25 protein-coding genes are annotated in these 24,654 nt (G+C 72.4%); 10 read left to right on the forward strand and 15 right to left on the reverse strand.

What is annotated here, in order from left to right; genetic code table 11:
- The first annotated feature begins 124 nt into the window (after positions 1-124).
- Positions 125-1,549 (forward strand): DNA repair protein RadA, encoded by a 1,425-nt coding sequence (radA, locus tag M4D82_RS14955; RefSeq protein WP_249766522.1) that lies wholly within the window; start codon positions 125-127, stop codon positions 1,547-1,549.
- A gap of 283 nt (positions 1,550-1,832) precedes the next feature.
- Positions 1,833-2,957 carry a DNA integrity scanning diadenylate cyclase DisA gene (disA, locus tag M4D82_RS14960; protein ID WP_249766523.1) on the forward strand — a complete coding sequence of 375 codons (1,125 nt, stop codon included), beginning with the start codon at positions 1,833-1,835 and terminating at the stop codon, positions 2,955-2,957.
- Positions 2,958-3,021: 64 nt separating this feature from the next.
- Here the strand turns inward: disA and M4D82_RS14965 are convergent, their stop codons facing one another.
- Positions 3,022-3,765, reverse strand: coding sequence for a hypothetical protein (locus M4D82_RS14965; protein WP_349637064.1), 744 nt, complete (start codon positions 3,763-3,765; stop codon positions 3,022-3,024).
- 223 nt (positions 3,766-3,988) lie between these two features.
- Here M4D82_RS14965 and M4D82_RS14970 point away from each other — a divergent pair, with 223 nt between their 5' ends.
- From M4D82_RS14970 to M4D82_RS15000, 7 genes are all read left to right on the forward strand, one after another.
- Positions 3,989-4,594 (forward strand): phosphatase PAP2 family protein, encoded by a 606-nt coding sequence (locus M4D82_RS14970; RefSeq protein WP_249766525.1) that lies wholly within the window; start codon positions 3,989-3,991, stop codon positions 4,592-4,594.
- 44 nt (positions 4,595-4,638) lie between these two features.
- Positions 4,639-5,550, forward strand: coding sequence for an iron-sulfur binding domain-containing protein (locus M4D82_RS14975; protein WP_249766526.1), 912 nt, complete (start codon positions 4,639-4,641; stop codon positions 5,548-5,550).
- Between the two features lie 216 nt (positions 5,551-5,766).
- Complete coding sequence (locus M4D82_RS14980) at positions 5,767-6,327, forward strand: SigE family RNA polymerase sigma factor (protein WP_249766527.1); 561 nt, start codon at positions 5,767-5,769, stop codon at positions 6,325-6,327.
- 38 nt (positions 6,328-6,365) lie between these two features.
- Positions 6,366-7,016 carry a hypothetical protein gene (locus M4D82_RS14985; RefSeq protein ID WP_249771824.1) on the forward strand — a complete coding sequence of 217 codons (651 nt, stop codon included), beginning with the start codon at positions 6,366-6,368 and terminating at the stop codon, positions 7,014-7,016.
- 12 nt (positions 7,017-7,028) lie between these two features.
- Positions 7,029-7,742: a two-component system response regulator CseB gene (gene cseB / locus M4D82_RS14990; RefSeq protein ID WP_249766528.1), complete on the forward strand. Its 714-nt coding sequence runs from the start codon at positions 7,029-7,031 to the stop codon at positions 7,740-7,742.
- A 26-nt stretch (positions 7,743-7,768) separates the two neighbouring features.
- Positions 7,769-9,082, forward strand: coding sequence for a two-component system sensor histidine kinase CseC (cseC, locus tag M4D82_RS14995; protein WP_249766529.1), 1,314 nt, complete (start codon positions 7,769-7,771; stop codon positions 9,080-9,082).
- A 65-nt stretch (positions 9,083-9,147) separates the two neighbouring features.
- On the forward strand, positions 9,148-10,296 hold the full coding sequence (locus M4D82_RS15000; RefSeq protein WP_249766530.1) for a LamG-like jellyroll fold domain-containing protein: 1,149 nt from the start codon (positions 9,148-9,150) through the stop codon (positions 10,294-10,296).
- Between the two features lie 97 nt (positions 10,297-10,393).
- Here the strand turns inward: M4D82_RS15000 and M4D82_RS15005 are convergent, their stop codons facing one another.
- A complete protein-coding gene (locus tag M4D82_RS15005) occupies positions 10,394-11,011 on the reverse strand; it encodes a M23 family metallopeptidase (protein ID WP_249766531.1) in 618 nt (205 codons plus the stop codon).
- Between the two features lie 389 nt (positions 11,012-11,400).
- Positions 11,401-13,926, reverse strand: a complete 2,526-nt coding sequence (locus M4D82_RS15010) for an ATP-dependent Clp protease ATP-binding subunit (RefSeq protein WP_249766532.1) — start codon at positions 13,924-13,926, stop codon at positions 11,401-11,403.
- A gap of 451 nt (positions 13,927-14,377) precedes the next feature.
- On the opposite strand from M4D82_RS15010, the gene M4D82_RS15015 reads away from it, so the two are divergent.
- A complete protein-coding gene (locus tag M4D82_RS15015) occupies positions 14,378-14,959 on the forward strand; it encodes an SCO3374 family protein (RefSeq protein WP_249766533.1) in 582 nt (193 codons plus the stop codon).
- Here the strand turns inward: M4D82_RS15015 and M4D82_RS15020 are convergent.
- From M4D82_RS15020 to M4D82_RS15075, 12 genes are all read right to left on the reverse strand, one after another.
- On the reverse strand, positions 14,956-15,288 hold the full coding sequence (locus M4D82_RS15020; RefSeq protein WP_249766534.1) for a histone-like nucleoid-structuring protein Lsr2: 333 nt from the start codon (positions 15,286-15,288) through the stop codon (positions 14,956-14,958). The genes M4D82_RS15015 and M4D82_RS15020 overlap by 4 nt on opposite strands.
- 167 nt (positions 15,289-15,455) lie before the next feature.
- The gene (locus M4D82_RS15025) at positions 15,456-15,986 is read right to left on the reverse strand and encodes an amino-acid N-acetyltransferase (RefSeq protein ID WP_249766535.1); all 531 of its coding nucleotides are present in this window, start codon (positions 15,984-15,986) and stop codon (positions 15,456-15,458) included.
- A gap of 9 nt (positions 15,987-15,995) precedes the next feature.
- The gene (locus tag M4D82_RS15030; protein WP_249766536.1) at positions 15,996-16,418 is read right to left on the reverse strand and encodes a BlaI/MecI/CopY family transcriptional regulator; all 423 of its coding nucleotides are present in this window, start codon (positions 16,416-16,418) and stop codon (positions 15,996-15,998) included.
- A gap of 127 nt (positions 16,419-16,545) precedes the next feature.
- Positions 16,546-16,713 carry a hypothetical protein gene (locus M4D82_RS15035; RefSeq protein WP_249766537.1) on the reverse strand — a complete coding sequence of 56 codons (168 nt, stop codon included), beginning with the start codon at positions 16,711-16,713 and terminating at the stop codon, positions 16,546-16,548.
- Positions 16,714-16,727: 14 nt separating this feature from the next.
- Positions 16,728-17,360 (reverse strand): hypothetical protein, encoded by a 633-nt coding sequence (locus M4D82_RS15040; RefSeq protein WP_249766538.1) that lies wholly within the window; start codon positions 17,358-17,360, stop codon positions 16,728-16,730.
- An 80-nt stretch (positions 17,361-17,440) separates the two neighbouring features.
- Positions 17,441-17,635, reverse strand: a complete 195-nt coding sequence (locus tag M4D82_RS15045; protein ID WP_249766539.1) for a DUF397 domain-containing protein — start codon at positions 17,633-17,635, stop codon at positions 17,441-17,443.
- A 131-nt stretch (positions 17,636-17,766) separates the two neighbouring features.
- Complete coding sequence (locus tag M4D82_RS15050) at positions 17,767-18,519, reverse strand: GntR family transcriptional regulator (RefSeq protein WP_249766540.1); 753 nt, start codon at positions 18,517-18,519, stop codon at positions 17,767-17,769.
- Between the two features lie 201 nt (positions 18,520-18,720).
- Positions 18,721-19,530: a type III pantothenate kinase gene (locus M4D82_RS15055; RefSeq protein ID WP_249766541.1), complete on the reverse strand. Its 810-nt coding sequence runs from the start codon at positions 19,528-19,530 to the stop codon at positions 18,721-18,723.
- A 3-nt stretch (positions 19,531-19,533) separates the two neighbouring features.
- Positions 19,534-20,502: a carboxylating nicotinate-nucleotide diphosphorylase gene (nadC, locus tag M4D82_RS15060; RefSeq protein WP_249766542.1), complete on the reverse strand. Its 969-nt coding sequence runs from the start codon at positions 20,500-20,502 to the stop codon at positions 19,534-19,536.
- A 2-nt stretch (positions 20,503-20,504) separates the two neighbouring features.
- Complete coding sequence (locus M4D82_RS15065) at positions 20,505-22,235, reverse strand: L-aspartate oxidase (RefSeq protein WP_249766543.1); 1,731 nt, start codon at positions 22,233-22,235, stop codon at positions 20,505-20,507.
- Positions 22,232-23,260, reverse strand: coding sequence for a pantoate--beta-alanine ligase (gene panC, locus M4D82_RS15070; protein WP_249766544.1), 1,029 nt, complete (start codon positions 23,258-23,260; stop codon positions 22,232-22,234). The genes M4D82_RS15065 and panC overlap by 4 nt, the downstream gene beginning before the upstream one ends.
- On the reverse strand, positions 23,257-24,192 hold the full coding sequence (locus M4D82_RS15075; protein WP_249766545.1) for a Rossmann-like and DUF2520 domain-containing protein: 936 nt from the start codon (positions 24,190-24,192) through the stop codon (positions 23,257-23,259). Before M4D82_RS15075 ends, panC begins: the two co-directional genes overlap by 4 nt.
- Positions 24,193-24,654: the final 462 nt, after the last annotated feature.

The raw sequence follows: 24,654 nt of genomic DNA on the forward strand, positions 1-24,654 counted from the left end.
GACCCCCGGACGCCCCCCCGGACGATCCCCGGGCGACCCCCCGGCACCTCAGGGCCCCCTGCCAGCCGCCGCCGCGACCAACCCCGGCCCGGCGTTGTCGGTGCCGGCGGCTACGGTGGCCCGTATGGCTGCCCGCACCGCTCGTTCATCCGCCAAGGACCGACCGTCCTACCGCTGCTCCGAATGCGGGTGGACCACCGCGAAGTGGCTCGGCCGCTGCCCCGAGTGCCAGGCCTGGGGGACCGTCGAGGAGATGGGCGCCCCGGCCGTACGGACCACCGCGGCCGGTCGCGTCTCCACCGCCGCGCTGCCCATCGCCCAGGTCGACGGCCGTACGGCGACGGCGCGCAGCACCGGCGTGGACGAGCTCGACCGCGTCCTCGGCGGCGGGTTGGTGCCGGGCGCGGTGGTGCTGCTGGCGGGCGAGCCGGGCGTCGGCAAGTCGACGCTGCTGCTGGACGTGGCCGCGAAGGCGGCCACCGGCGACCACCGCACCCTGTACGTCACGGGTGAGGAGTCCGCCAGCCAGGTCCGGCTGCGCGCCGACCGCATCAAAGCCCTGAGCGACCACCTCTACCTCGCCGCCGAGACCGACCTGTCGGCGGTCCTCGGCCACCTCGACGCGGTCAAGCCGTCCCTCCTCGTCCTGGACTCCGTACAGACCATCGCCTCCCCCGAGATCGACGGCGCCCCCGGCGGCATGGCTCAGGTCCGGGAGGTCGCGGGCGCCCTGATCCGGGCCTCGAAGGAGCGCGGCATGGCCACCCTCCTCGTCGGGCACGTCACGAAGGACGGGGCCATCGCCGGCCCCCGCCTGCTGGAGCACCTGGTGGACGTGGTGCTCAGCTTCGAGGGCGACCGGCACGCGCGGCTGCGTCTGGTGCGCGGCGTGAAGAACCGTTACGGGGCCACGGACGAGGTCGGCTGCTTCGAGCTGCACGACGAGGGGATCACGGGCCTCGCCGACCCGAGCGGGCTCTTCCTCACCCGCCGCGCCGAGGCGGTGCCGGGCACGTGCCTGACGGTGACGCTGGAGGGGAAGCGGCCGCTGGTCGCCGAGGTGCAGGCGCTCACCGTCGACTCGCAGATCCCCTCCCCCCGCCGCACCACCTCGGGCCTGGAGACCTCGCGCGTGTCGATGATGCTCGCGGTGCTGGAGCAGCGCGGGCGGATCACGGCGCTCGGCAAGCGGGACATCTACAGCGCGACCGTGGGCGGCGTGAAGCTGACCGAGCCGGCCGCCGACCTGGCGATCGCGCTGGCGCTGGCCTCCGCCGCGAGTGACGTGCCGCTGCCGAAGAACCTCGTCGCGATCGGCGAGGTGGGTCTCGCCGGTGAGGTGCGGCGGGTGACGGGTGTGCAGCGGCGGCTGGCGGAGGCGCACCGGCTGGGCTTCACGCACGCGCTGGTCCCCGCCGATCCGGGGAAGGTGCCGGCCGGGATGAAGGTGACGGAGGTCGCGGACATGGGGGACGCCCTACGGGTCCTGCCGCGCGGCCGCTCCCGCACGCCGGCCCGCGACCGGGCGGCGGCCGCGGCGACCGAGTAGCGCGAGCGGCCCCAAGTGGCGGGAGCCGCACCGAGCAGCGCGAGCCGCCGCCCGGTCACCGGAGGCGACGGCCCACCCGACCGGAAGGCCGGTCGAGAAGGAGCCGACGAGGCTCCGGAAGCATCCGGAAGCACCTACTCCGGCCCTGGTCAGAAGGCCCGTACGGGCTCCCGCACGGGCGGTACGGGCCAAGGCACGGCGGGCGCGCAGCCCGCGCCGGTAGACTTTGTGCTGGTCCGCCCGGCCTTACGCAGGCGGCGCAACCCGCGACCGGAGGAGTGCAGTGGCAGCCAAGGACGGGGCATCAGCACCCGGGAAGTCCGGCGCGAGCTCCAAGCACGACGCGCTGATGCGCGCCTCGCTCAGTGCGGTGGCCCCCGGTCAGCCCCTGCGCGACGGCCTGGAGCGGATCGTCCGCGGCAACACGGGCGGCCTGATCGTCCTCGGCATGGACAAGGCCGTCGAGGCGATGTGCACGGGCGGTTTCGTCCTCGACGTGGAGTTCACGGCGACGCGGCTGCGCGAGCTGTGCAAGCTCGACGGGGCGCTGATCCTCGACAAGGACCTCACCAAGATCCTGCGGGCCGGCGTGCAGCTGGTCCCGGACGCCTCGATCCCGACGGAGGAGACGGGCACCCGGCACCGCACCGCCGACCGCGTCTCCAAGCAGTGCGGTTTCCCGGTGGTGTCGGTCTCGCAGTCGATGCGGCTGATCGCGCTCTACGTGGACGGGGAGCGGCGGGTCCTGGAGGAGTCCGGGGCGATCCTGTCGCGGGCGAACCAGGCGCTGGCCACGCTGGAGCGGTACAAGCTGCGGCTGGACGAGGTCGCGGGCACGCTGTCGGCGTTGGAGATCGAGGACCTGGTCACGGTCCGCGATGTGACGGCGGTCGCCCAGCGGCTGGAAATGGTCCGTCGGATCGCGACCGAAATCGCCGAGTACGTGGTCGAACTGGGCACGGACGGGCGACTGCTGTCGCTCCAGCTGGACGAGCTGACCGTCGGCATCGAGCAGGAGCGCGAGCTCGTCATCCGGGACTACGTGCCGGAGCCGACGCCGAAGCGTTCCCGCACGGTGGAGGAGGCGCTGCCGGCGCTGGACGCGCTGACGCATCCGGAGCTGCTGGAGCTGGGCATCGTGGCGAAGGCCCTCGGGTACACGGGCTCGCCGGAGACGCTGGACTCTGCGGTCTCGCCGCGCGGCTACCGGCTGTTGGCGAAGGTGCCGCGGCTGCCGGGGGCGATCATCGAGCGGCTGGTCGAGCACTTCGGCGGGTTGCAGAAGCTGTTGGCCGCGAGCGTGGACGATCTCCAGGCGGTGGACGGCGTCGGCGAGGCGCGGGCGCGCAGCGTCCGGGAGGGCCTGTCGCGGCTGGCGGAGTCCTCGATCCTGGAGCGCTACGTCTAGGACCGGGCCACTTGGGACCGGGCCACCCGGACCCGCCACCCGCGGCGCGACCACCCGCGACGACTCAGTCCTGCTTCAGGACGAACGAGGTCTGCGCCACCGGCATGTCCTTCGCCTTGACCTCGACCACGTACGTGTCCGGGCCGGCGTTGCCCGCCGGAGGCGTCTGGCACTGGTCGGGGGCGCTGAACTTGCGGTCCCACTCCAGCGTTTGCCTCGCTTCTCCCTGCGCCGGTACGCGGAAGAACGCGGTGGTCGCGCCCGTCGGGCAGTCGGCGGAGGACCAGACGGCCTTGGCTCCCGTCGCCTGAAGGATCGTCACGACGGCCTGCTTGGGCCCGAGTCCGAACTTGCAGCTGCTGCCGCTGACGTTGCGCACGACCAGTTCGAGGCGGGGCTTCTCGTTCGTCTCGTACTCGTTCTTGACGCTCTTGACCTCCCACTGCACGGCGCTCGGCGCGCACGTGGGCAGCGGGGAGTCGGCGGGGACCTGCGCGCCGCCGCCCGAGCCGCCCGAGCCCGAGCCGCCGGCGGCGGAACCGCCGCCGGGTTCGCCGTTCCTGCCCACGCCGCCGCCCGAGGCCGATCCGGAATCCGAGCCCGTGCCCGCGGCGGCGCCCGAATCGGCGCGGCCGCCCGGGGCCTGACTGATCGCCGGGCCGGTGCCGGAGGGGCCGGGGGTGATGGTCTTGGTGGGGCCGCCGGATCCGTCTCCGCCGCCCTTGCCGTTCGTACTGGAGCCGCCGCCACCGGAACTGACGGTCCATACGGCGAGCAGCGCGAGGAGCGCCGCGACGGACGCCAACACGGCCCTCCGCCGCCAGTAAATGGAGGAGGGAAGCGGCCCGACCGGATTGCGCAGTGATCCCACGCACCGAACCTTACGAGAAGTCGCGCCGCGATCCGTGCCCCACATGCCGCACGTACGGCAGGTTTTGCCGATGATCATCCTGCAGGCGTACAGCGGATGAACAGGAACCGGCCAGGGGTCTGACGCGGCGGCGACACGCCCTTGCGTACGGTCAGTGACCATGGACAGCTCGGACCTGTATCGACACATCACCGACTTCGCCCGCTCCGCGCCCCCCTGGGTGCAGGCGGGCTTCGAGGTCTTCACGGAATACGGTCTGCTGCTCTTCGCCGTGCTCTACGTCGCCGTGTGGTGGCGGGCGCGCGGGCGGGCTCCGCGGGCGCTCGCCCTGGCGGTGCTGGCGCCGCTGGTCACCGCCCTCGTGTACGTCGTCTCCGAACTGGTGAAGTCCACGGTCGAGGAGGAGCGGCCGTGCCGGGCGGTGGCCGGGGCGGCGGCCGCGCTGCTGCCGTGCCCGCCGTACGGGGACTGGTCCTTCCCCAGCAACCATTCCGCCATCGCCGGCGCGGCGGCCGTGGGGGTGGCGTTGGCCCTGCCCCGGCTGGCGTGGTTGACGCTGCCGGTCGCGGTGCTGATGGCGTACTCGCGGGTGTTCGTGGGGGCGCACTACCCGCACGACGTGGCGATGGGGCTGCTGTTGGGCGCCTGCCTCGGAACCCTGGCGGTGCTGCTCCTGGCCGCGCCGATGACCCGTCTGACGACCGCCGTGCGAGGCAGTGGCAACCCGCCGGCCGCCTGGTTCACCGGTCCGGGCCCGACGCGCTGACGAGGACACACCCCGGGCCCGAAAGGTGCCAGGATGGCAGTGCCATGACTGCATCGCCTTCACACACCTCCGCCGCGCACTCCCGCGCGCTGCTGCACTCGTCCGTCATCTCGTGGTTCGAGGAGCACGCCCGCGACCTGCCCTGGCGTCGGCCCGAGGCCGGCCCCTGGGGGGTCATGGTCAGCGAGTTCATGCTCCAGCAGACCCCGGTCTCCCGGGTGCTGCCGGTCTACGAGCAGTGGCTCGCCCGCTGGCCCCGGCCCGCCGACCTGGCCGCCGAGGCCCCGGGCGAGGCCGTACGGGCCTGGGGCCGCCTGGGCTACCCCCGCCGGGCCCTGCGCCTGCACGGCGCGGCCGTGGCGATAACGGAACGGCACGGGGGCGACGTACCGCGCGATCACGGGCAGTTGCTCGCGCTGCCGGGGATCGGCGAGTACACGGCGGCGGCGGTGGCCTCGTTCGCGTACGGGCAGCGGCACGCGGTGCTCGACACCAACGTGCGCCGGGTGTTCGCCCGCACCGCCACGGGCGTGGAGTACCCGCCGAACGCGACCACGGCCGCCGAGCGGCGCCTGGCGCGCGAGCTGCTGCCCGAGGACGAGCCGACGGCGGCCCGGTGGGCGGCGGCGTCCATGGAGCTCGGCGCGCTGGTGTGCACGGCGAAGAGCCCGGACTGCGCGCGCTGTCCGGTGGCCGGGCTGTGCGCGTGGCGGCTGGCCGGGAAGCCGGCGCACGCGGGGCCGCCGCGGCGCGGTCAGACGTACGCGGGGACCGACCGGCAGGTGCGCGGCAAGCTCCTCGCGGTGCTGCGCGAGGCGGTCGGCCCGGTGCCGCGGTCGGTGCTCGACACGGTCTGGGACGAGCCGGTGCAGCGGGCGCGGGCGTTGGACGGGCTGGTGTCCGACGGGTTGGTGGAGCCGCTCGCGCAGGGCATGTACCGGCTGCCGCACAGCTGATCACCGCCGCTCGCGGCCGGGCGCCCGGACCCTTCGTAACCTGACGCCGAGATTCCGCTTCTGTGCGGGAAACCGCAGCTCACGGGCGTTGTTACACAACCTACGGGTGTCCGTGCGCCCACCGCAGGCTGACCCGCACAGTGCCGTGACAACGCCTCCGTACCTTCGGAGCCGTAAGGCAGGGACGACGGTGGACGGCAGCGGAGGCGGTCAGAGATGGCGCACGGCGAGGTACTCGAATTCGAGGAGTACGTACGCACCCGGCAGGACGCGCTCCTGCGCAGTGCCCGTCGCCTGGTCCCGGACCCCACCGACGCGCAGGACCTCCTCCAGACCGCGCTGGTGCGCACCTACGGCCGCTGGGAGGGCATCGCCGACAAGTCCCTGGCCGACGCCTACCTCCGCCGCGTCATGATCAACACCCGGACGGAGTGGTGGCGCGCCCGCAAGCTCGACGAGGTCCCCACCGAGCAACTCCCGGACGCCTCCGTCGAGGACGGCTCCGACCAGCGCGCCGACCGCGCCCTGCTGATGGACATCCTCAAGGTGCTGGCGCCCAAGCAGCGCAGTGTGGTCGTGCTGCGACACTGGGAGCAGATGAGCACCGAGGAAACGGCCGCGGCGCTCGGCATGTCGACGGGAACCGTGAAGAGCACCCTGCACCGCGCCCTGGCCCGACTCCGGCAGGAGCTGGAGAGTCGGGACCTGGACATGCGCGCGCTGGAGCGCGGGGACCACACCACGCGGTACGAGGGGCGGGAGCGGTGCGCGGCCTGAAAGGCCCAGATCCGATCGGCAAAGGATCACTGGTGCTGTTGTCGACGGGGACGGTCGTCCTCGTCGGCACAGTGCTGTTCGCGGCCGGTTGCTCCGCGGGCGGTACGGGCCTGCGCGACGGCGGCCCCGCCCACACCGAGCCGGTGGCGCGCAGCAGCCCGCCGGCGGCGGTCGCGACCAGCGAACCGGCCGCCCCCGGCCACTCCCCCGCCGCCGGCACCGGCGGCCCGGTCGGCAAGATCGACCCGGTGGCCCTGCTGAAGGCGGATCCCAAGGTCAGCCCGGCGATCAAGCGCGAGCTCAAGCCCTGCACGGGCAACGAGTACCCGGTGGACGTCAGTTACGGCAAGGTCACCGGGAACACGGTCGTCGACATCGTGGTCAACGTGCTGTCCTGCGCGGACGCGCTCGGTCGCGGCTCGTACGTGTACCGGGAGGCGGCCGGCAAGTACGAGAATGTGTTCGCGGACGAGCAGCCGCCCGTCTACGCGGAGATCGACCGGGGCGAGCTGGTGCTCAACAAGCCGGTCTACGCGAAGAGCGACGCGCTGGCCTACCCGTCCGGCGAGGACTTGATCACCTACCACTGGAACGGACAGAAGTTCACCGAGCAGGACCGGGTGCACACGGAATACAGCAACGTGGTCGACGGCGGGGGCCAACCCGCGCCGGCCGTCACCAAGAACTAAGTGAGGCTGGGCATGGCGGAGACCCATGTGCTGTTCGTCGAGGACGACGACGTCATCCGTGAGGCCACGACCCTGGCGCTGGAACGCGACGGGTTCGTGGTCACCGCCATGCCCGACGGCCTGTCCGGCCTGGAGTCCTTCCGCGCGAACCGCCCCGACATCGCGCTGCTCGACGTGATGGTGCCGGGCATGGACGGCGTCAGCCTGTGCCGGCGCATCCGTGACGAGTCCACCGTGCCCGTGATCATGCTGTCGGCGCGGGCCGACTCCATCGACGTGGTCCTCGGCCTGGAGGCCGGCGCCGACGACTACGTCACCAAGCCCTTCGACGGCTCCGTCCTGGTCGCCCGCATCCGCGCCGTCCTGCGCCGTTTCGGCCACGCCGGCGGCGCCCGGTACGGCGCCTCCACCGGCTCCGGCGCGGACGACTCCGGCGAGCGCGGGGTGCTGTCCTTCGGGGACCTGGAGGTCGACACCGAGGGCATGGAGGTCCGCAGGTCCGGATCGCCGGTGGCCCTCACCCCGACCGAGATGCGCCTGCTGCTGGAGTTCTCCTCCGCGCCCGGCACCGTCCTGTCCCGCGACCGGCTCCTGGAGCGGGTGTGGGACTACGACTGGGGCGGCGACACCCGCGTCGTGGACGTCCACGTGCAGCGACTGCGCACCAAGATCGGCCAGGACCGCATCGAGACGGTCCGCGGCTTCGGCTACAAGCTCAAGGCCTGAGTCGACGGCATGAGGACCAGCACCAGATGACGCGTTTCACCCTGCGCACGGGGATCCGCTGGAAGATCACGTTCGCCATCGCCGCCGTCGGCGCGCTCACCGCGCTCGCCCTGAGCCTGGTGGTGCACAGCGCTGCCCGCGTGTCGATGCTGGAGAGCGCCCGCGACGGGGAGCTGGCCCGCGTCCAGTTCATCGCCGTGAACGCCGAGGCCGGGCGCAAGCCCATCTGGGGCGCCAAGCTCAACGACCCCGACCTGCCCACCGAGCTGCGGGAGAAGGCCCGCTCGGGCCGGCGCGGCACCTACGTCCAGGAGACCCCGAGGGGCAAGCAGGAGGTGTGGGCCGCCGTACCGCTCGGCAACGGGCAGGTGCTGTCGCTGCACCACCCCTTCCGGGAGAGCGCCAACATGGTCCGCGACCTGGACCAGGCGCTGATCGTCGGCTCCCTGGCCGTGGTGATCGGCGGCTCGGCGCTCGGCGTGCTCATCGGCGGCCAGATCTCGCGCCGGTTGCGCAAGGCCGCCGCCGCCGCCCAGCGGGTGGCACACGGCGATCCGGAGGTCCGCGTACGGGACGCCGTGGGCGGCGTCGTCCGCGACGAGACGGACGACCTCGCGCGGGCGGTGGACGCCATGGCCGACGCCCTCCAGCAGCGGCTGGAGGCCGAGCGGCGGGTCACCGCCGACATCGCGCACGAGCTGCGGACCCCGGTGACGGGCCTGCTCACGGCCGCGGAACTGCTGCCTCCGGGCCGCCCCACGGAGCTGGTGCGCGACCGCGCGCAGGCCATGCGGGCACTGGTCGAGGACGTCTTGGAGGTGGCCCGGCTGGACAGCGCCTCCGAGCGGGCCGAACTCCAGGACGTGGCCCTGGGCGAGTTCGTCAGCCGCCGGGTGGCCTCGCTGATGCCGGAGGCCGGCGTACGGGTCGTCGCGGACGAGATCGTCAGCACCGACCCGCGCCGCCTGGAGCGGATCCTCGGCAACCTGCTGGCCAACGCCGCGCGCTACGGCCGGGCCCCGATCCAGGTGGACGTCGAGGGCCGCGTCGTGCGCGTACGCGACCACGGGCCCGGCTTCCCCGAGGCGCTGCTGCGGGAGGGGCCGAGCCGCTTCCGGACCGGCTCGACGGACCGGGCCGGCGTCGGGCACGGGCTGGGGCTGACCATCGCGGAGGGGCAGGCGCGGGTCCTCGGCGCCCGGCTGACGTTCCGCAACGTGGCCGCCCCCGGCGGATCGGTGACCGAGGGCGCGTCGGCCGGTGCGGTGGCGGTGCTGTGGCTGCCGGAACACGCCCCGACGGCCACGGGCAGCTTCCCCGTCATCCAGCTCCCGGGGTGACTCCGCCCGGCCGGTAATGCCGGGGGCCGTTCGTCCGGGCGGGGCCATGTTTTAGCATCCGTGCCATGACTGACGGTACGGATCGCCCCCACAGCCCCCAGCCCGACCCCGCCCCCGGGAGCGGCGGCGGCTACGGATACCCGCCGGGGCCGATACCCGGCGGGTTCGGCGCGCCGGATCCGGGGCAGCCGAACCCGTACCAGCCCGAACCGGCCCAGGGACAGGGCTTCGGGCCGCCCCCGCCCGGCCCGGCGGCGCAGGAGCCGCCGCAGGCCGCGTTCCCGCCCCCCGAGAGCTTCAGCGCCACCCCGCAGCCGGACTGGCAGGCGATGGCCGACCGTACGGAGGCCGAGCGGCGCAAGCGCCGGCTGCTGACCTTCGGGATCGGGGGGCTCGCCCTGGTCCTGGTCGCGGGCGGCGCGGGCTTCTTCCTCCTGAACGGGAAGGACGACCCCACCGACAAGCCGACGACGGCCGCCTCGGGCTCCCCCGACCCCTCCGGCGGCTCGGCCGAGTCCCCCGACCCCAAGGCCTCCGAGGACGGCTCCCCCACCGTGCCGGGCGAGCCGAACCTGCTGCGCGACCGCAGCGGCAAGATGGCCGTCGCCCTGGGCCCCGGCGCCTCCCTGGGCGAGCTGGCCAAGCGGACCGAGGTCCGCTTCAAGGGGACGCCCGACTCCTACGCGCAGGGCGCGGAAGCCGGCGTCGACGTCACCAAGAGCTTCACCGTCTCCACCCGCGCCTACAACGTGGCCGAAACCGGCTCCCGGATGGCGGTGAGCCAGGGCGACGGGGACTCGTACTCCTTCGAGCTGGGCTTCGAGGTCGTGGGCGGCAAGAAGGCCTGGGTGTTCCGGGTCCAGACCGGCGACAAGGGCCAGGCGGCGACGGCCCAGCAGGTCGTCGCCGACAACGTCGACACGACGCGGACCTGGGCCCTGCTGACCGGCACCTACGACGCGGAGAAGAAGACGATCGCGCTCTGGGTCGACGACAAGCAGGCCGGGCAGGCGCAGGTCTCCGGCATCTGGGCGGGCCCCGGCCCCCTCCAGCTCGGGCGGGCGCGCCACCACGGGATCTGGAGCGCGGCCTGGGACGGGCCGCTCGACCACATCCGCATCTTCGACCAGGCGCTGGGCCAGGCGCAGATCACGGGCCTGAAGAACAACAAGCTCGACAAGAAGACCAGGCCGACGCACTCCTGGCTGATCTGAGCCCGCTCGCTGATCCGAGCCCGCTCGGCACGCCGAAAGCCCGAGGGCCCCGGACGCGATGAACGTCCGGGGCCCTCGGGCTGTGGGGCGCGGCGGGTCAGATGGTGACGCCGGCGCCGCGCAGGAAGGCCATCGGGTTGATGGCCGAGCCGTAGTTCGGGGTGGTGCGGATCTCGAAGTGCAGGTGCGGGCCGCTGGAGTTGCCGGTGTTGCCGGACAGCGCGATCTGCTGGTTGACGGCGACCTTCGAGCCGATCCTGACCTGGATCTTCGACAGGTGCGCGTACTGGGAGTACTTGCCGTTCGCGTGCTTGATCACGACGGCGTTGCCGTACGCGGGGCCGTCGCCGCCACCGTTGGGGCCGGCCTTGACGACGGTGCCGGCGGCGGCGGCCTTGACCGGGGTGCCGGTCGGGACGGCGAAGTCCTGGCCGGAGTGCTTGTGGGACCACATGTTGCCGCCCAGACCGAAGGTCGCGGAGAGGGTGTAGCCGGTGACCGGCTTCGCCCACAGGGCGGTCTTCGCGGCGGCGGCGTCGGCCTGCGCCTTGGCCTGCGCCTGAACGGCGGCGAGCTCGGCGGTGGCGGGCAGCGCGGTGGGGGCCTCGTCGGCGAAGGCGGCGGCCGTGCCGGCTCCGAGCGCCAGGACGACACCGAGACCGGTGGCGGTGACGGCGGTACGGATACGACGGGTGCTGACGCGCTTCGCGGACATGCGGAGACCTCCGGGGCCGGGGACAAGGACGTGAATCAGGCAAGAAAGGGCCCGGCGCTGCGACCTGCGGGCCGTCGATGCCGGGCTTGCCCATCCTTGGTAACCCGTGGGGCGGGACTTCCCCAAACGTCCCTTTTACTACTCGGACTCGTAGCGGCCACGGTGTGACGTAGCCGGTTGACGGCCTCCGGACAGGGGCGGGGTATGGACAAAACGGACGCCGAATCCTACGAGAGGTCCTAGTAGGTCCGATTTGCCCTGTGCGGCTTGTCACCGGCTCCGCGACCTCCACCCCGGTTCACGGCTCCGGAAACGGGAAAAAGGGGCGGCCCCGGAACCGATCGGTTCCGGGGCCGCCCCTTAGCGGCGCTGCTACCGCTTGCTACCGCTTAGGCACCCTTGGAGAGGTCCGGGCCGGAGCCCGTGGCCTCGATCGGAGGCAGGTCGGGCAGAGCCGACTTCTCCTCGCCGCGGAAGGTGAACTTGGCTTCCTCGCCCTCACCCTCCACGCCGACGACCACGATGTGACCGGGGCGCAGCTCGCCGAAGAGGATCTTCTCCGACAGCAGGTCCTCGATCTCGCGCTGGATGGTCCGGCGCAGCGGGCGCGCACCCATGATCGGGTCGTAGCCGCGCTTGGCCAGGAGCTGCTTCGCGTCACCGCTGAGCTCGATGCCCATGTCGCGGTCCTTGAGGCGCTCGTCCACCTTGGCGATCATCAGGTCGACGATCTGGATGATGTCTTCCTGGCTGAGCTGGTGGAAGACGACCGTGTCGTCGACACGGTTCAGGAACTCGGGCCGGAAGTGCTGCTTGAGCTCTTCGTTGACCTTCGCCTTCATCCGGTCGTAGCCGGTGCGGACGTCGCCCTGGGCGGCGAAGCCCAGGTTGAAGCCCTTGGAGATGTCCCGCGTACCCAGGTTGGTCGTCATGATGATGACCGTGTTCTTGAAGTCCACGACCCGGCCCTGGGAGTCGGTCAGGCGACCGTCCTCCAGGATCTGGAGAAGGGAATTGAAGATATCCGGGTGCGCCTTCTCGACCTCGTCGAAGAGGACGACGGAGAACGGCTTCCGGCGGACCTTCTCGGTCAGCTGGCCGCCCTCTTCGTAGCCCACGTAGCCGGGGGGCGAACCGAAGAGACGGGAAACCGTGTGCTTCTCGCTGAACTCCGACATGTCGAGGGAGATCAGCGCGTCCTCGTCGCCGAAGAGGAATTCGGCGAGCGTCTTGGACAGCTCGGTCTTACCGACACCGGACGGGCCGGCGAAGATGAACGAGCCACCGGGACGCTTCGGGTCCTTCAGACCCGCACGGGTGCGGCGGATGGCCTGGGAGAGCGCCTTGATGGCGTCCTTCTGGCCGATGACGCGCTTGTGGAGCTCGTCCTCCATGCGCAGGAGGCGGGAAGACTCCTCCTCCGTGAGCTTGAAGACGGGAATGCCGGTCGCGGTCGCGAGGACTTCGGCGATCAGATCACCGTCGACCTCGGCGACGACGTCCATGTCGCCGGCCTTCCATTCCTTCTCGCGCTTGGCCTTCGCGGCGAGCAGCTGCTTCTCCGAATCACGGAGCGAAGCCGCCTTCTCGAAGTCCTGGGAGTCGATGGCCGACTCCTTGTCGCGGCGCACGCCCGCGATCTTCTCGTCGAACTCGCGGAGGTCCGGCGGCGCCGTCATCCGACGGATGCGCATCCGGGAGCCGGCCTCGTCGATCAGGTCGATCGCCTTGTCCGGCAGGAAGCGGTCCGAGATGTAGCGGTCCGCGAGCGTCGCCGCCTGGACGAGGGCCTCGTCCGTGATGGAGACGCGGTGGTGGGCCTCGTAGCGGTCGCGCAGGCCCTTGAGGATCTCGATCGTGTGGGGGAGGGAAGGCTCCGCCACCTGGATCGGCTGGAAGCGGCGCTCCAGCGCGGCGTCCTTCTCAAGGTGCTTGCGGTACTCGTCGAGCGTCGTGGCACCGATGGTCTGGAGCTCACCACGGGCCAGCATGGGCTTCAGGATGCTCGCGGCGTCGATCGCGCCCTCGGCGGCACCCGCACCCACGAGGGTGTGGAGCTCGTCGATGAACAGGATGATGTCGCCGCGGGTGCGGATCTCCTTGAGAACCTTCTTCAGGCGCTCCTCGAAGTCACCGCGGTAGCGGGAACCGGCGACGAGCGCACCCAGGTCCAGGGTGTAGAGGTGCTTGTCCTTGAGGGTCTCGGGCACCTCGCCCTTGACGATGGCCTGGGCCAGGCCCTCGACGACGGCGGTCTTGCCGACGCCGGGCTCGCCGATGAGGACCGGGTTGTTCTTGGTCCGGCGGGACAGCACCTGCATGACCCGCTCGATCTCCTTCTCGCGCCCGATGACCGGGTCGAGCTTGGATTCGCGGGCAGCCTGGGTGAGGTTGCGGCCGAACTGGTCGAGGACGAGCGAGGTCGAGGGGGTACCCTCGGCCGGGCCGCCTGCCGTGGCCGACTCCTTGCCGCCTCCGGTGTAGCCGGAGAGCAGCTGGATGACCTGCTGCCGGACCCTGTTGAGATCGGCGCCCAGCTTCACGAGGACCTGGGCGGCGACGCCCTCGCCCTCGCGGATCAGGCCGAGCAGGATGTGCTCGGTGCCGATGTAGTTGTGGCCGAGCTGGAGGGCCTCACGGAGCGAAAGCTCCAGGACCTTCTTCGCCCGCGGGGTGAAGGGGATGTGTCCGGACGGGGCCTGCTGGCCCTGACCGATGATCTCCTCAACCTGCTGGCGAACAGCCTCGAGCGAAATCCCGAGGCTCTCCAGGGCCTTAGCGGCGACACCCTCACCCTCGTGGATCAAGCCCAGGAGGATGTGCTCGGTGCCGATGTAGTTGTGGTTGAGCATCCGGGCTTCTTCCTGAGCCAGGACGACAACCCGCCGCGCGCGGTCGGTGAACCTCTCGAACATCGTTTATCGCTCCTCAGAGCGGTCGGGCAGTACGGGGTCGGTCCCCGCCCTGTCCTTCCGCATGCTAGTCCCGCGGGGCGGGACAGCTCATTCCAACTGCCGACATCCGTCCGCGGCTCACCCCCACGTCGGTGAGGAAAACCGGCTGTAAGAGCCGACAACTGCTCCAACCCGATGGTGCGAGACGATGTTCCCGCAGGCCAGGCAGATACCCGTCACACGTGTACGCCGATGGCGAACGGAAGCCGCTCAAATCAGCGTGTCGCCCCGATCCACTAGGAATGTCTTACCCGTAAGGACTGACACTCCATGCCGATGGGCACGGTTCCCTCCGCTACGGGCGAACACACTTGTGTCCCGAATGTGGGACTCCGGTCGACGCTCGTTTACGTTGCGCAATGGCGCGGACGCGGTGCGTAACCCGGGGTCGGGGGTCGCAGTTGCTCCGGTCATGGTTCCTCGCCCCGCCGGCGCCGTCCTCCCGTCGCCCCCGGACTCGCTCCCCGGCTCGTCCCCGGACTTCGCCTGGTACGAGCGCGTGCTCGGCTGGACGGTGGCCGCGGGGTCGCCCGCCCTGCTCCTCACCGGGCTCCGCTTCGACGTGCTGGAGCTGCCCGCCGAGGCGGGCGCCGAGGTGCTGCGGGGGCCCGTGGTCACCGGTCCCGTGGCGCTGACGGGGCGCAGGATGTGCTTCCTGGTGGCCCCGGGCGGCGCCGAGGAGCTCGACGGGCTGCTGGACTGGCTGGAGTGGGGCGGCGTGGGCCTGGATCTGGTGGCCCTGGGTGCGGGGGGCGGGATCACCGCCCCCGTGCCGCCCAGGTGCTCCCGGGGCCCGGGGGCCGCGCTCTGGCTGCGGCCCCCTGAGCCGGGGTGCGAGGCCCGGCTGCCGGCCCTGCCCGGTCCGGGGCGGGGCCCCGGGTCCGGTGCCGGACCCGGTGAGAACGGCGTGGGGCCCGATCTCGTACGCCTGGTGGCCGCGGCGGCGACGGAATGCCACCGCGCCCGCCTGGGTCGGCGTACGCGTCGGTCCTAGCGGTTCTCGTAGGCCTCGCGGATCTCGGCCGGGACGCGGCCGCGGTCGTTGACGCTCATTCCCTGGGACTTCGCCCAGGCGCGGATCTCGGCGGTGTCCGGGTTGCCCGTGGACGCCGCGGTACGACCCTTGGCGCGGCCCGTGGAGGCGCGGCCCCCGGTGCGGCGGCCGCTCTTGGTGTAAGGGTCGAGCAGCCCGCGGAGCTTTTCTGCGTTCGCGGTGGTGAGGTCGATCTCGTAGGTCTTGCCATCCAGAGCGAACGTCACGGTCTCGTCCGCCTCGCCACCGTCGAGGTCGTCGACAAGAAGGACCTGAACCTTCTGTGCCACCGGATTTCCTTTCATCGAAAATGCAGTACGCGGAAAGGAAACCGCTTTTGCCAGGAAAACACAAACCCCCGGGGAGAGGTTCAGGACCTCAACGAGGCGGGAAACGTGCGCGATTCGGACATAGGCCACAGGCGGGCCGGGCGCCGGAAAAGCCCGGCACGATCGAGTCAGAGGTGCAGAAGCATCCGACTGTTGCCCAAGGTGTTCGGCTTCACTCGTTCGAGACCGAGGAACTCGGCGACACCCTCGTCATAGGAACGCAGCAGCTCCATGTAGACATCGGTCTCGACGGGGGTCTCGCCGATCTCGACGAACCCGTGCTTCGCGAAGAAGTCCACTTCGAAGGTCAGGCAGAATACCCGGCTCACCCCGAGCCGGCGGGCCGTCTCCAACAACTGGGCGAGCACCCGGTGACCGACGCCGGCGCCCTTCCAGTCGCGGTCGACGGCGAGTGTGCGCACTTCGGCGAGGTCTTCCCACATGACGTGGAGGGCGCCACAGCCCACCACCCGGCCGTCGGAGTCCCGTTCCGCGACCCAGAACTCCTGGATGTCCTCGTAAAGCACCACGGGGGCTTTGTCGAGGAGGATCCGCTGCTGCACGTACTGGTCGAGCAGGCGGCGCAGGGCCGGGACGTCACGGGTGCGCGCACGGCGGATCGTCACTGCTTTTGCGTCTGCGGTGGAAAGGTCTCCCATACCCGGACGTTATCGCCCCGGCTCGGGCCCCGGCTCGCCGGACTCCCCTTCGGGATCGGCCTGGGTCTCGTCGTCGTGCTGGACGATCCGGACGGCGTCGCGGAGGGCTTCGCGCTGTTCCGCCGACATCATGCCGAAGAAGGCCACGAGAGCGGCAGCGGGGTTGTCGCTGGTGGACCAGGCTTCGTTCATCAGTGCGGCCGAGTAGGCGGCCCGGGTGGAGACCGCCGTATATCGATAGGCGCGGCCTTCGGCTTCCCGCCGGACCCAGCCCTTCTGATGGAGATTGTCCATAACGGTCATGACCGTGGTGTACGCGATGGACCGTTCCCGCTGGAGGTCTTCCAGGACTTCCCGAACGGTGACGGGGCGGTTCCACTGCCACACCCGCGTCATCACTGCGTCTTCGAGTTCTCCCAAGGGGCGAGGCACAACAGCACAATAGTGCGCCTTGGGATGAATTGCCCGACTATTCGCCGGCAACGCGCGGTGAATGCCGCTCCGGCGACGCTCCGGCGCCGCCGCCTCACTACTGCGCGCTACTCGCGCTGCTCCCGCGTTACTTGCGCGGCTGCTGCCCGGTCTCGGCGCGGGCGATCACGGCGTCGACGGCCGCGTCTTCCTTGGCCTTGTTGGCACCGCCCTGGCTCTTCACGATCGTCACGACGAGGGCGATGAAGAACGCGGCCATCACGATGGGGGGCACGAGCGCGGAGACGTAGTCCATGCCCCCCAGCGTAGCTACCCGACCGCGAGGCCGGCCGCCGGGGGCGGGGTGGGTTTGCGGCGCGGCGGAAAGACCTCGCCGGGCGTCGGTACGGGCCTGCCGGGCGCGGCGGGGCGCGGCCGCTCCTGCGGCGAGGGCGCCGGCCGCGGCCGCTCGGGGCGGGGCTCCTCGGGCCGGGGCTCGGCGGCCAGGGCGAGCAGCCGGGTGCGGGGCGCGCGGGCGCCGGGGCCGGCGGGGCCGGTGGCGGCGAGCCGGCGGCGTACGGAGCGCTCGGCGACGGCCTGGGCCCGCTCCAGGACGGCGGCGGCGAGCGGGTTGGCCCGCAGGGCGCGCAGGGCGGCGAGATCGTCCGGGACGGGCTCGTAGCCGGCGGTCAGGGCGTCCTGGAGCAGTTCCAGGTAGCCGGACAGGCTGCCGGGCAGCGCGCGCCGGTAGCGGTGGAGGTCGGCGAGCAGGAAGGTTCTGAGCCGTCGCGCCTCGGCGGTCGCCTCGTCCACCGACGCGGCGAGGCGCAGGCAGTCCTGGACCTCCGCGGCCGTCAGGGGGGCCGTGGAGGACTGGAGGGCGTGGGCGAGGAGACGCCTGAGCACGAGCAGCTCGGCGGCGCTGAACGCCATGCCGCCGCGGGATCCGTAGGGCGTGGGCATGGGCCGAAGATACGCGCTAATCGGACAAAATCCCCTGAGGGTGGGGGTGTGCGGCGCGGCGCAGCCGGATGTCCGGCGCCTCAGTCGCTGGTCTGCTTCACGGCCCGTACGAAGTCGGCCCAGGCGTCGTGGGTGGTGGCCATCACGAGGTGCGCGGGGTCTGCCCGGTCGGCGACCCGCACGAGCGTGCCGGGGGCCGCGGCGACGTAGACGCAGGCATCGCCGGCGCCGCAGTAGGACGATTTCCGCCACTCGGGGCGCTCGGTCGCGGTCATGGTCTCTCCTCCGCTGTGGGACGGGTCGCGTGTTCTCCAGCGTGACGCTAGCGCCACGCGGCGCGGACTTCGGCGACATCCGGGAAAAACGCGACGCGATTGTTGTGACGCGCGCGGGCCCTCCGCGGTTGTCACTCCACGGGAAAGGCGTACGCGATCTCGTAGCGGGAGTCGGGGATGACCAGGTCGGCGGTCTCCACGGGGCGGCCGTCGACGTCGATGTACGTGCGCTCGACCTGGGTGATCAGGGCGCCGAGGCTGATGCCGAGGAGGTTGGCCTGATCCTGGTTGGCGCGGGAGGGGCGGGGGACCTCGACGACCGAGCCCACCGTGATCCCGATGGCGCGCATGCGCGCCACGACGCCGGCGCCGCGCAGTTCACCGTCCTCGGGCATGACGACGGGGGTGCCGGAGGTGATGGCCAGCGGCTCCCAGGACTCGGAGAGTTCGGCGGGGCTGCCGTCGGCCATGAACTCGTAGCGGGTCATCACGCAGGGGTCGCCGGGCGCGATGGCCAGGCGGGCGGCGATGTGCGCGGGGGCGGGCAGTTGGGGGTAGGTACGGGAGTCCCAGGACGCGGCGATGCCGTGCGCGGCGGCCTCGGAGCGGAAGGTGTTGCCGGAGCCCGGGACGCGGCGGCGGGTGCGGAGCATCCGCATGCGGCGGCGCGGGGTGCGCACGTAGGTGCCGGAACCGGCGCGGCCTTCGAGGAGGCCCTCGATGATCAGCTGCTCCATGGCGCGTTGGGTGACGCTCTGCCCGACCGCGTACTGCTCGGCGAGCCGGGCGCGCGAGGGCAGTTTGCCGCCGATCTCCCATTCACCCGCCTCGATGCGGGCCCGGAGTGATTCGACCACCTGCAAGTACGGTGATTTACGGGGCATTTGGGCCGTCCTGTGGCGTCTCGGCGGTGCCGCTTCCCATGCGTTGTGTCCGACGCCGACAAGCTAACCGATCAGCTTGAACCTGATGGTTCGGCCTGGCGGCCGGTGACGGACGAGGGCCCAAGTCGCCGCGCTGGAAAGGGAGTACGGCCGGGGCGCGGGGCCGAGGGAGCGGCCCCCGCCGGGGCGGGGGCCGTCAACTCAGCCGAAGTTGGGCACGTTGCGCTCGTAGACCAGCCGCAGGCCGATCAGCGTCAGCCACGGCTCGTGGTCGTCGATCACCGAGGACTCGCCGAGGACGATGGGGGCCAGCCCGCCGGTGGCGATGACGCGGACGTCGTCCGGGTCGCCGGCGGGGCCCGCGAGCTCGCGGGCCATCCGGTTCACGATCCCGTCGACCTGCCCCGCGAAGCCGTAGACCACGCCCGACTGCATCGCCTCGACCGTGGACTTGCCGATCACGTTGCGCGGCCGCGCCAGCTCGATCTTGCGCAGCTGGGCGCCGCGCGCCCCGAGGGCCTCCATGGAGATCTCGATGCCCGGGGAGATCACCCCGCCCACGTACTCGCCCTTCGCGGACACCGCGTCGAAGGTGGTCGCCGTACCGAAGTCGACGACGATCGCCGGGCCGCCGAAGAGCTCGACGGCGGCGACCGCGTTGATGATGCGGTCCGCGCCGACCTCCTTCGGGTTGTCCATCAGGATCGGCACGCCCGTCTTGACGCCGGGCTCGACCAGGACCGCCGGCACGTCCCCGTAGTAGCGGCGGGTGACCTCGCGCAGCTCGTGCAGGACGGACGGGACGGTCGCGCAGATGGCGATGCCGTGGATCCCGTCGCCCAGTTCGGTGCCGAGCATCGGGTGCGTCCCCATCAGGCCCTGCATCAGGACGGCCATCTCGTCGGCCGTCCTGCGCGGGTCGGTCGAGATGCGCCAGTGCTCGACGATCTCGTCACCGTCGAACAGGCCCAGGACCGTATGGGTGTTGCCTACGTCGATGGTGAGGAGCACGGGTTACACCGCCTCGCGCAGGTCGAGGCCGATGTCCAGGATCGGCGAGGAGTGCGTGAGCGCGCCGACCGCCAGGTAGTCCACGCCGGTCTCGGCGTACGCGCGGGCGGACTCCAGGGTGAGCCGGCCCGAGGACTCCAGGGTCGCGCGGCCGGCCACGAGCGCGACGGCCTCCTCGGTGTCCGGCACCGAGAAGTTGTCCAGCAGGATCAGGTCGGCGCCCGCGTCCACGACCTCGCGGACCTGGTGCATCGTGTCGACCTCGACCTCGACGGGAACGTCCGGGAAGGCCTCTCGGACGGCCTTGAAGGCCTGGGCGACGCCACCGGCCGCGACCACGTGGTTGTCCTTGACCAGCGCCGCGTCCGACAGGGACATGCGGTGGTTGACGCCGCCGCCGCAGCGCACCGCGTACTTCTCCAGCGAGCGCAGGCCCGGGGTGGTCTTGCGGGTGTCGCGGACCTTGGCCTTGGTGCCCTCCAGCACGTCGGCCCAACGGCGGGTGGCCGTCGCGATGCCGGACAGCCGGCACAGGATGTTCAGGGCGCTGCGCTCGGCGGTCAGCAGGTCGCGGGTGCGGGCGCGTACGGACAGCAGCAGCGCGCCGGCCTCGACCTTGTCGCCGTCCTCGGCGTGCCGCTCGACCTCGAAGGCCTCCGTGCACACGATGGAGAACACGGCCTCGGCGATCCGCAGTCCGGCCACGACCCCGGCCTCGCGGGCCACGAAGTCGGCGACGGCCTCGGCGTCCTCGGGGACGGTCGCGACGGTGGTCACGTCGACCCCGCCGTCGAGGTCCTCGGACAGCGCCATGTGCGCGATGTCCTCGACCTCGATCGGGTCCAGGCCCGCGTCGACCAGCAGCTGGGCGAGCGCCGGGTCGAGACCGGTCTCCTCGCCGTCACCGCAGGCGCAGTCGTCGCCGCAGCCGCCATCGCTTTGCTCGATCAGGGGGAGTTCGGGGGTGCTCACGGTCACTTCTCCAGGCTGAGGGGATGAAATACGGACGGGAAGTCCGCGGAGTCGGTGGGGGTGACGACCAGCGCCCGCTTCTCGGTCCGCGACAGGCGCACCACGAGGTGCCGGCGCCAGGCCGTGTCGTCGCGGTCGGGGTGGTCCTCGCGCCAGTGGCAGCCCCGGGTCTCCGCGCGCCGCTGCGCGGCGGCGACCAGGACGCGGGCCACGCACAGCAGGTTCGTCGCCTCCCAGGTGTCCACGCCGGGGGTCGCGGTCTTGCCGTGGGCCTCCAGCTCGCCCAGAGCCGTCGTGTAGAGGTCCTCCAGCGCGGCCGCCGCCGTGGCGAGCGACTCGGCGGAGCGGAGCACGCCCGCGCCCTGCGTCATGATCCGCTGGATCTCGTGGCGGGCCTCGGCGGGCTGGAGCGGGCCGGTCGCGGGCACGGGTATGCCCGGACCGCTGCCGTGCGGGGCGCTCGCGACGATGTCGTCGGCGATCCGCTCGGCGAAGACCAGCCCCTCCAGCAGGGAGTTGGAGGCCAGCCGGTTCGCGCCGTGCACGCCGGTGCAGGCGACCTCGCCGCACGCGTACAGGCCGGGGACGGTGGTGCGGCCGTGCAGGTCGGTGCGTACGCCGCCCGACGCGTAGTGCGCGGCGGGCGCGACCGGGATGGGCTCGCTCACCGGGTCGATGCCGTGGAAGCGGCAGGCCGCCAGGATCGTCGGGAAGCGCTGCTCCCACATCTCGGCGCCGAAGTGGCGGGCGTCGAGGTACATGTGGTGCGCGCCCCGCTCCTGCATGCGGCGCATGATGCCCTTGGCGACGATGTCGCGCGGGGCCAGCTCGGCCAGCTCGTGCTGCCCGACCATGAAGCGCACCCCGTCGGCGTCGACGAGGTACGCGCCCTCGCCGCGCACCGCCTCCGACACCAGGGGCTGCTGGCCCTCGGCGTCCGGGCCCAGGAAGAGCACGGTGGGGTGGAACTGGACGAACTCCAGGTCGGAGACCTCCGCGCCGGCGCGCAGCGCCAGGGCGACGCCGTCGCCGGTGGACACGGAGGGGTTGGTGGTCGCGGAGAACACCTGGCCCATGCCGCCGGTCGCGAGGATCACGGCGGGCGCGTGGACGGCGCCGACGCCGTCGTGCTGGCCCTCGCCCATGACGTGCAGGGTGACGCCGGCCGTGCGGCCCTCGGCGTCCTGGAGGAGGTCCAGGACCAAGGCGTTCTCGACGGTGCGGATGCCGGCGGCGTGGACGGCGTCGACCAGGGCGCGGGAGATCTCGGCTCCGGTGGCGTCGCCGCCGGCGTGCGCGATGCGGCGGCGGTGGTGGCCGCCCTCGCGGGTCAGCTCGATCTCGCCGGTCTCGGCGGAGGTGTCGAAGACGGCGCCGGTGGCGATGAGCCGGTGGACGGCGCCCGGTCCCTCGGTGACGAGGAGCCGTACGGCCGCCTCGTCGCACAGGCCGGCGCCCGCGACGAGGGTGTCGTCCAGGTGCTGCTCGGGGGTGTCGCCCTCGCCGAGGGCGGCGGCGATGCCGCCCTGGGCCCAGCGGGTGGAGCCGTCGTCGAGGCGGGCCTTGGTCACCACGACCGTACGCCGCCCCGCGGCGGCGCAGCGCAGCGCGGCGGTCAGGCCGGCCACGCCGGAGCCGACGACCACGACGTCGGCGTCGAGGGCCCAGCCGGGGGCGGGGGCGTGGAGCCGTATGCCGGTGCCGCCGGCCGGGATGCTGCCTGTGGTGCTCACGCGTGCGCTCCGAATTCCAGTGGCCCGGACTCCAGGGGGGTTCCGAACTCCAGGGGGATGTTGTCGATCAGCCGGGTCGTGCCGACCTTCGCGGCCACGGCCAGGACGGCGTGTCCGGTGAAGTCGGGGCCCACGTCGGTGAAGTCGACGGGGTCGACCAGCGCCAGGTAGTCCAGGACCAGCGGCGGATCGTAGCGGCCCGCCTCCTCCAGGACGTGCCGGGCCGCCGCCCGTACGGCGTCCGGCAGGCCCGAGCCGGCGGCCGAGACGGCGTGCGCGTCGGCGGAGGCGCGGATCTCGCCGAGCCGGGCCAGGGCGGTGGCCCGCTCGTCGCTGGCCGGGGCGGCCTCGGCGCGGGCCCGGAGGGCGGCCTGCGCGGCGAGGCGGTCGCGGCCGGCGAACAGCGCGCGGGACAGGGCCAGCGCGGTGCGGCGTTCGGCGGGCGACAGGTAGCGGTTGCGGGAGGACAGGGCGAGCCCGTCGTCCTCGCGGACCGTGGGCACCCCGACGATCTCGACGGGGAAGTTCAGGTCGGTCACCATGCGCCGGATCAGGGCCAGTTGCTGCGCGTCCTTCTGGCCGAAGAGGGCCAGGTCGGGGCGGGTGAGGTGGAGCAGCTTGGCGACGACGGTGAGCATCCCGTCGAAGTGGCCGGGGCGGGTCGCGCCTTCGAGGCGTCCGCCCATCGGTCCGGCCGTGATCCGCACCTGGGGGGCGCCGCCGGGGTACACCTCGTCGACGGCCGGGGCGAACACGGCGTCGGCGCCCGCCTCCGCGCAGATCCACAGGTCGGCGTCGAGAGTGCGCGGGTAGCGATCGAGGTCCTCGTTCGCGCCGAACTGGAGGGGGTTGACGAAGACGGTGACGACGACCTGCCCGTCGGGTCCGGCCTGCTCGCGCGCGCCGCGGATGAGGGTGGCGTGGCCCTCGTGCAGGGCTCCCATGGTCATCACGACGGCGCGGCGGCCGGTGCGGGGGAGCTTGTGGAGCTCTTCGGCGGTGTTCAGCAGGAGCGGGCCGGTCATCGCTCGCCATCCTCCGGTTCGGCGGTGTCGGCGAGGACGCTCAGCAGGTCCTCGGCGAGTTCGGGCTTGAGCAGGCCGTGGGTGAGGGCCCGGTCGGCGGTCGTACGGGCCATGGCCAGGTAGCCGGCGACGGTGGCCGGGGCGTGCCGGCGCAGCTCGGAGACGTGGGCGGCGACCGTACCGGCGTCGCCCCGGGCGACGGGGCCGGTCAGGGCGGCGTCGCCGGAGCGCAGGGCGTTGTCGAGGGCGGCGCCGAGCAGCGGGCCGAGCATCCGGTCGGGGTGGCCGACGCCGGCGATCCGGAGCAGCTCCATGGCCTGGGCGACCAGGGTGACCAGGTGGTTCGCGCCCAGGGCGAGGGCGGCGTGGTAGAGCGGACGGTTCTCTTCCGCGATCCACTCGGGCTCCCCGCCCATCTCGATGACCAGCGCCTCGGCGGCCAGCCGCAGCTCCTCGGGGGCGGTGACGCCGAAGGAGCAGCCGGCGAGGCGCTGCACGTCGACCTCGGTCCCGGTGAACGTCATCGCGGGGTGCAGGGCCAGCGGCAGGGCGCCCGCGCGGCGCGCGGGGTCGAGCACGGCGGTCCCGTAGCGGCCGGAGGTGTGCACGAGGAGCTGCCCGGGGCGGACGGCGCCGGTGGCGGCGAGGCCCTCGACGAGGCCGGGCAGGGCGTCGTCGGGGACGGTCAGGAGCACCAGGTCGGCCCGCTCCAGCACCTGCGCGGGCGGCACCAGCGGCACGTCGGGCAGCATCCGCTCGGCGCGGCGCCGGGAGGCGTCGGAGACGCCGGACACGGCGACGGGGCGGTGCCCGGCCTGCCGGAGCGCGCGGGCCAGCGCGGGACCGACCCGACCGGCCCCGACGACGCCGACGGTAAGCCGGGCAGGGCGGCCGGACGGATCCCGGGGCTCCGTCTGATGGGGTGCGTTCACGCGGGGAATGCCTTCCGTTCCAGTCCGCGGGGGGTACCGGACGATACGCCGCCATGCTAGCTCCTGGGCCGGGGGAGGGACCGGTGACGGGCGGGGGGCGGGCCGGGGGGGGGAGGGGGCGGTGTCGTGGCGGGGCGGGATCAGAGATGCCTTGGGGCTTTCCCGTCAGTCTCATCGTCTTTCCGTGTCGGGCCGGGCCCTCAAGGGCGCTCCCTTCGGTCGCGTCACTTCGTGAGGGCCTTCGGCCCCCCTTGACCGCCCGTCCCGCCCCGGAACGACAAAGACTGCCGGGAAACCCCCAAAAGAACGGCACGGGGCGGACCAGGGCAGGGACGGCCCCGTCAGCGAAGAGGCGAGGGGTCAGGGTCCAAAACCCACCCACCACCCATCCGGGCCCTCACAGCCCCTTCCGGGACCGGGCGGCCGGCTTACCTACCGCCAGGACGACCAGATCGTCCTGGC

This window comes from Streptomyces sp. RerS4, from assembly GCF_023515955.1.
In the GTDB taxonomy this organism is placed as follows: Bacteria; Actinomycetota; Actinomycetes; order Streptomycetales; family Streptomycetaceae; genus Streptomyces.

Excerpts from the sequence above, each read along its gene's own strand:
- radA (WP_249766522.1), top strand. The coding sequence starts at position 125 with ATGGCTGCCCGCACCGCTCGTTCATCCGCCAAGGACCGACCGTCCTAC.
- M4D82_RS14970 (WP_249766525.1), top strand. The coding sequence starts at position 3,989 with ATGGACAGCTCGGACCTGTATCGACACATCACCGACTTCGCCCGCTCC.
- M4D82_RS14975 (WP_249766526.1), top strand. The coding sequence starts at position 4,639 with ATGACTGCATCGCCTTCACACACCTCCGCCGCGCACTCCCGCGCGCTG.
- M4D82_RS14980 (WP_249766527.1), top strand. The coding sequence starts at position 5,767 with ATGGCGCACGGCGAGGTACTCGAATTCGAGGAGTACGTACGCACCCGG.
- cseB (WP_249766528.1), top strand. The coding sequence starts at position 7,029 with ATGGCGGAGACCCATGTGCTGTTCGTCGAGGACGACGACGTCATCCGT.
- cseC (WP_249766529.1), top strand. The coding sequence starts at position 7,769 with ATGACGCGTTTCACCCTGCGCACGGGGATCCGCTGGAAGATCACGTTC.
- M4D82_RS15000 (WP_249766530.1), top strand. The coding sequence starts at position 9,148 with ATGACTGACGGTACGGATCGCCCCCACAGCCCCCAGCCCGACCCCGCC.
- M4D82_RS15005 (WP_249766531.1), bottom strand. The coding sequence starts at position 11,011 with ATGTCCGCGAAGCGCGTCAGCACCCGTCGTATCCGTACCGCCGTCACC.
- M4D82_RS15010 (WP_249766532.1), bottom strand. The coding sequence starts at position 13,926 with ATGTTCGAGAGGTTCACCGACCGCGCGCGGCGGGTTGTCGTCCTGGCT.
- M4D82_RS15015 (WP_249766533.1), top strand. The coding sequence starts at position 14,378 with ATGGTTCCTCGCCCCGCCGGCGCCGTCCTCCCGTCGCCCCCGGACTCG.
- M4D82_RS15025 (WP_249766535.1), bottom strand. The coding sequence starts at position 15,986 with ATGGGAGACCTTTCCACCGCAGACGCAAAAGCAGTGACGATCCGCCGT.
- M4D82_RS15035 (WP_249766537.1), bottom strand. The coding sequence starts at position 16,713 with ATGGACTACGTCTCCGCGCTCGTGCCCCCCATCGTGATGGCCGCGTTC.
- M4D82_RS15040 (WP_249766538.1), bottom strand. The coding sequence starts at position 17,360 with ATGCCCACGCCCTACGGATCCCGCGGCGGCATGGCGTTCAGCGCCGCC.
- M4D82_RS15045 (WP_249766539.1), bottom strand. The coding sequence starts at position 17,635 with ATGACCGCGACCGAGCGCCCCGAGTGGCGGAAATCGTCCTACTGCGGC.
- M4D82_RS15050 (WP_249766540.1), bottom strand. The coding sequence starts at position 18,519 with ATGCCCCGTAAATCACCGTACTTGCAGGTGGTCGAATCACTCCGGGCC.
- panC (WP_249766544.1), bottom strand. The coding sequence starts at position 23,260 with ATGACCGGCCCGCTCCTGCTGAACACCGCCGAAGAGCTCCACAAGCTC.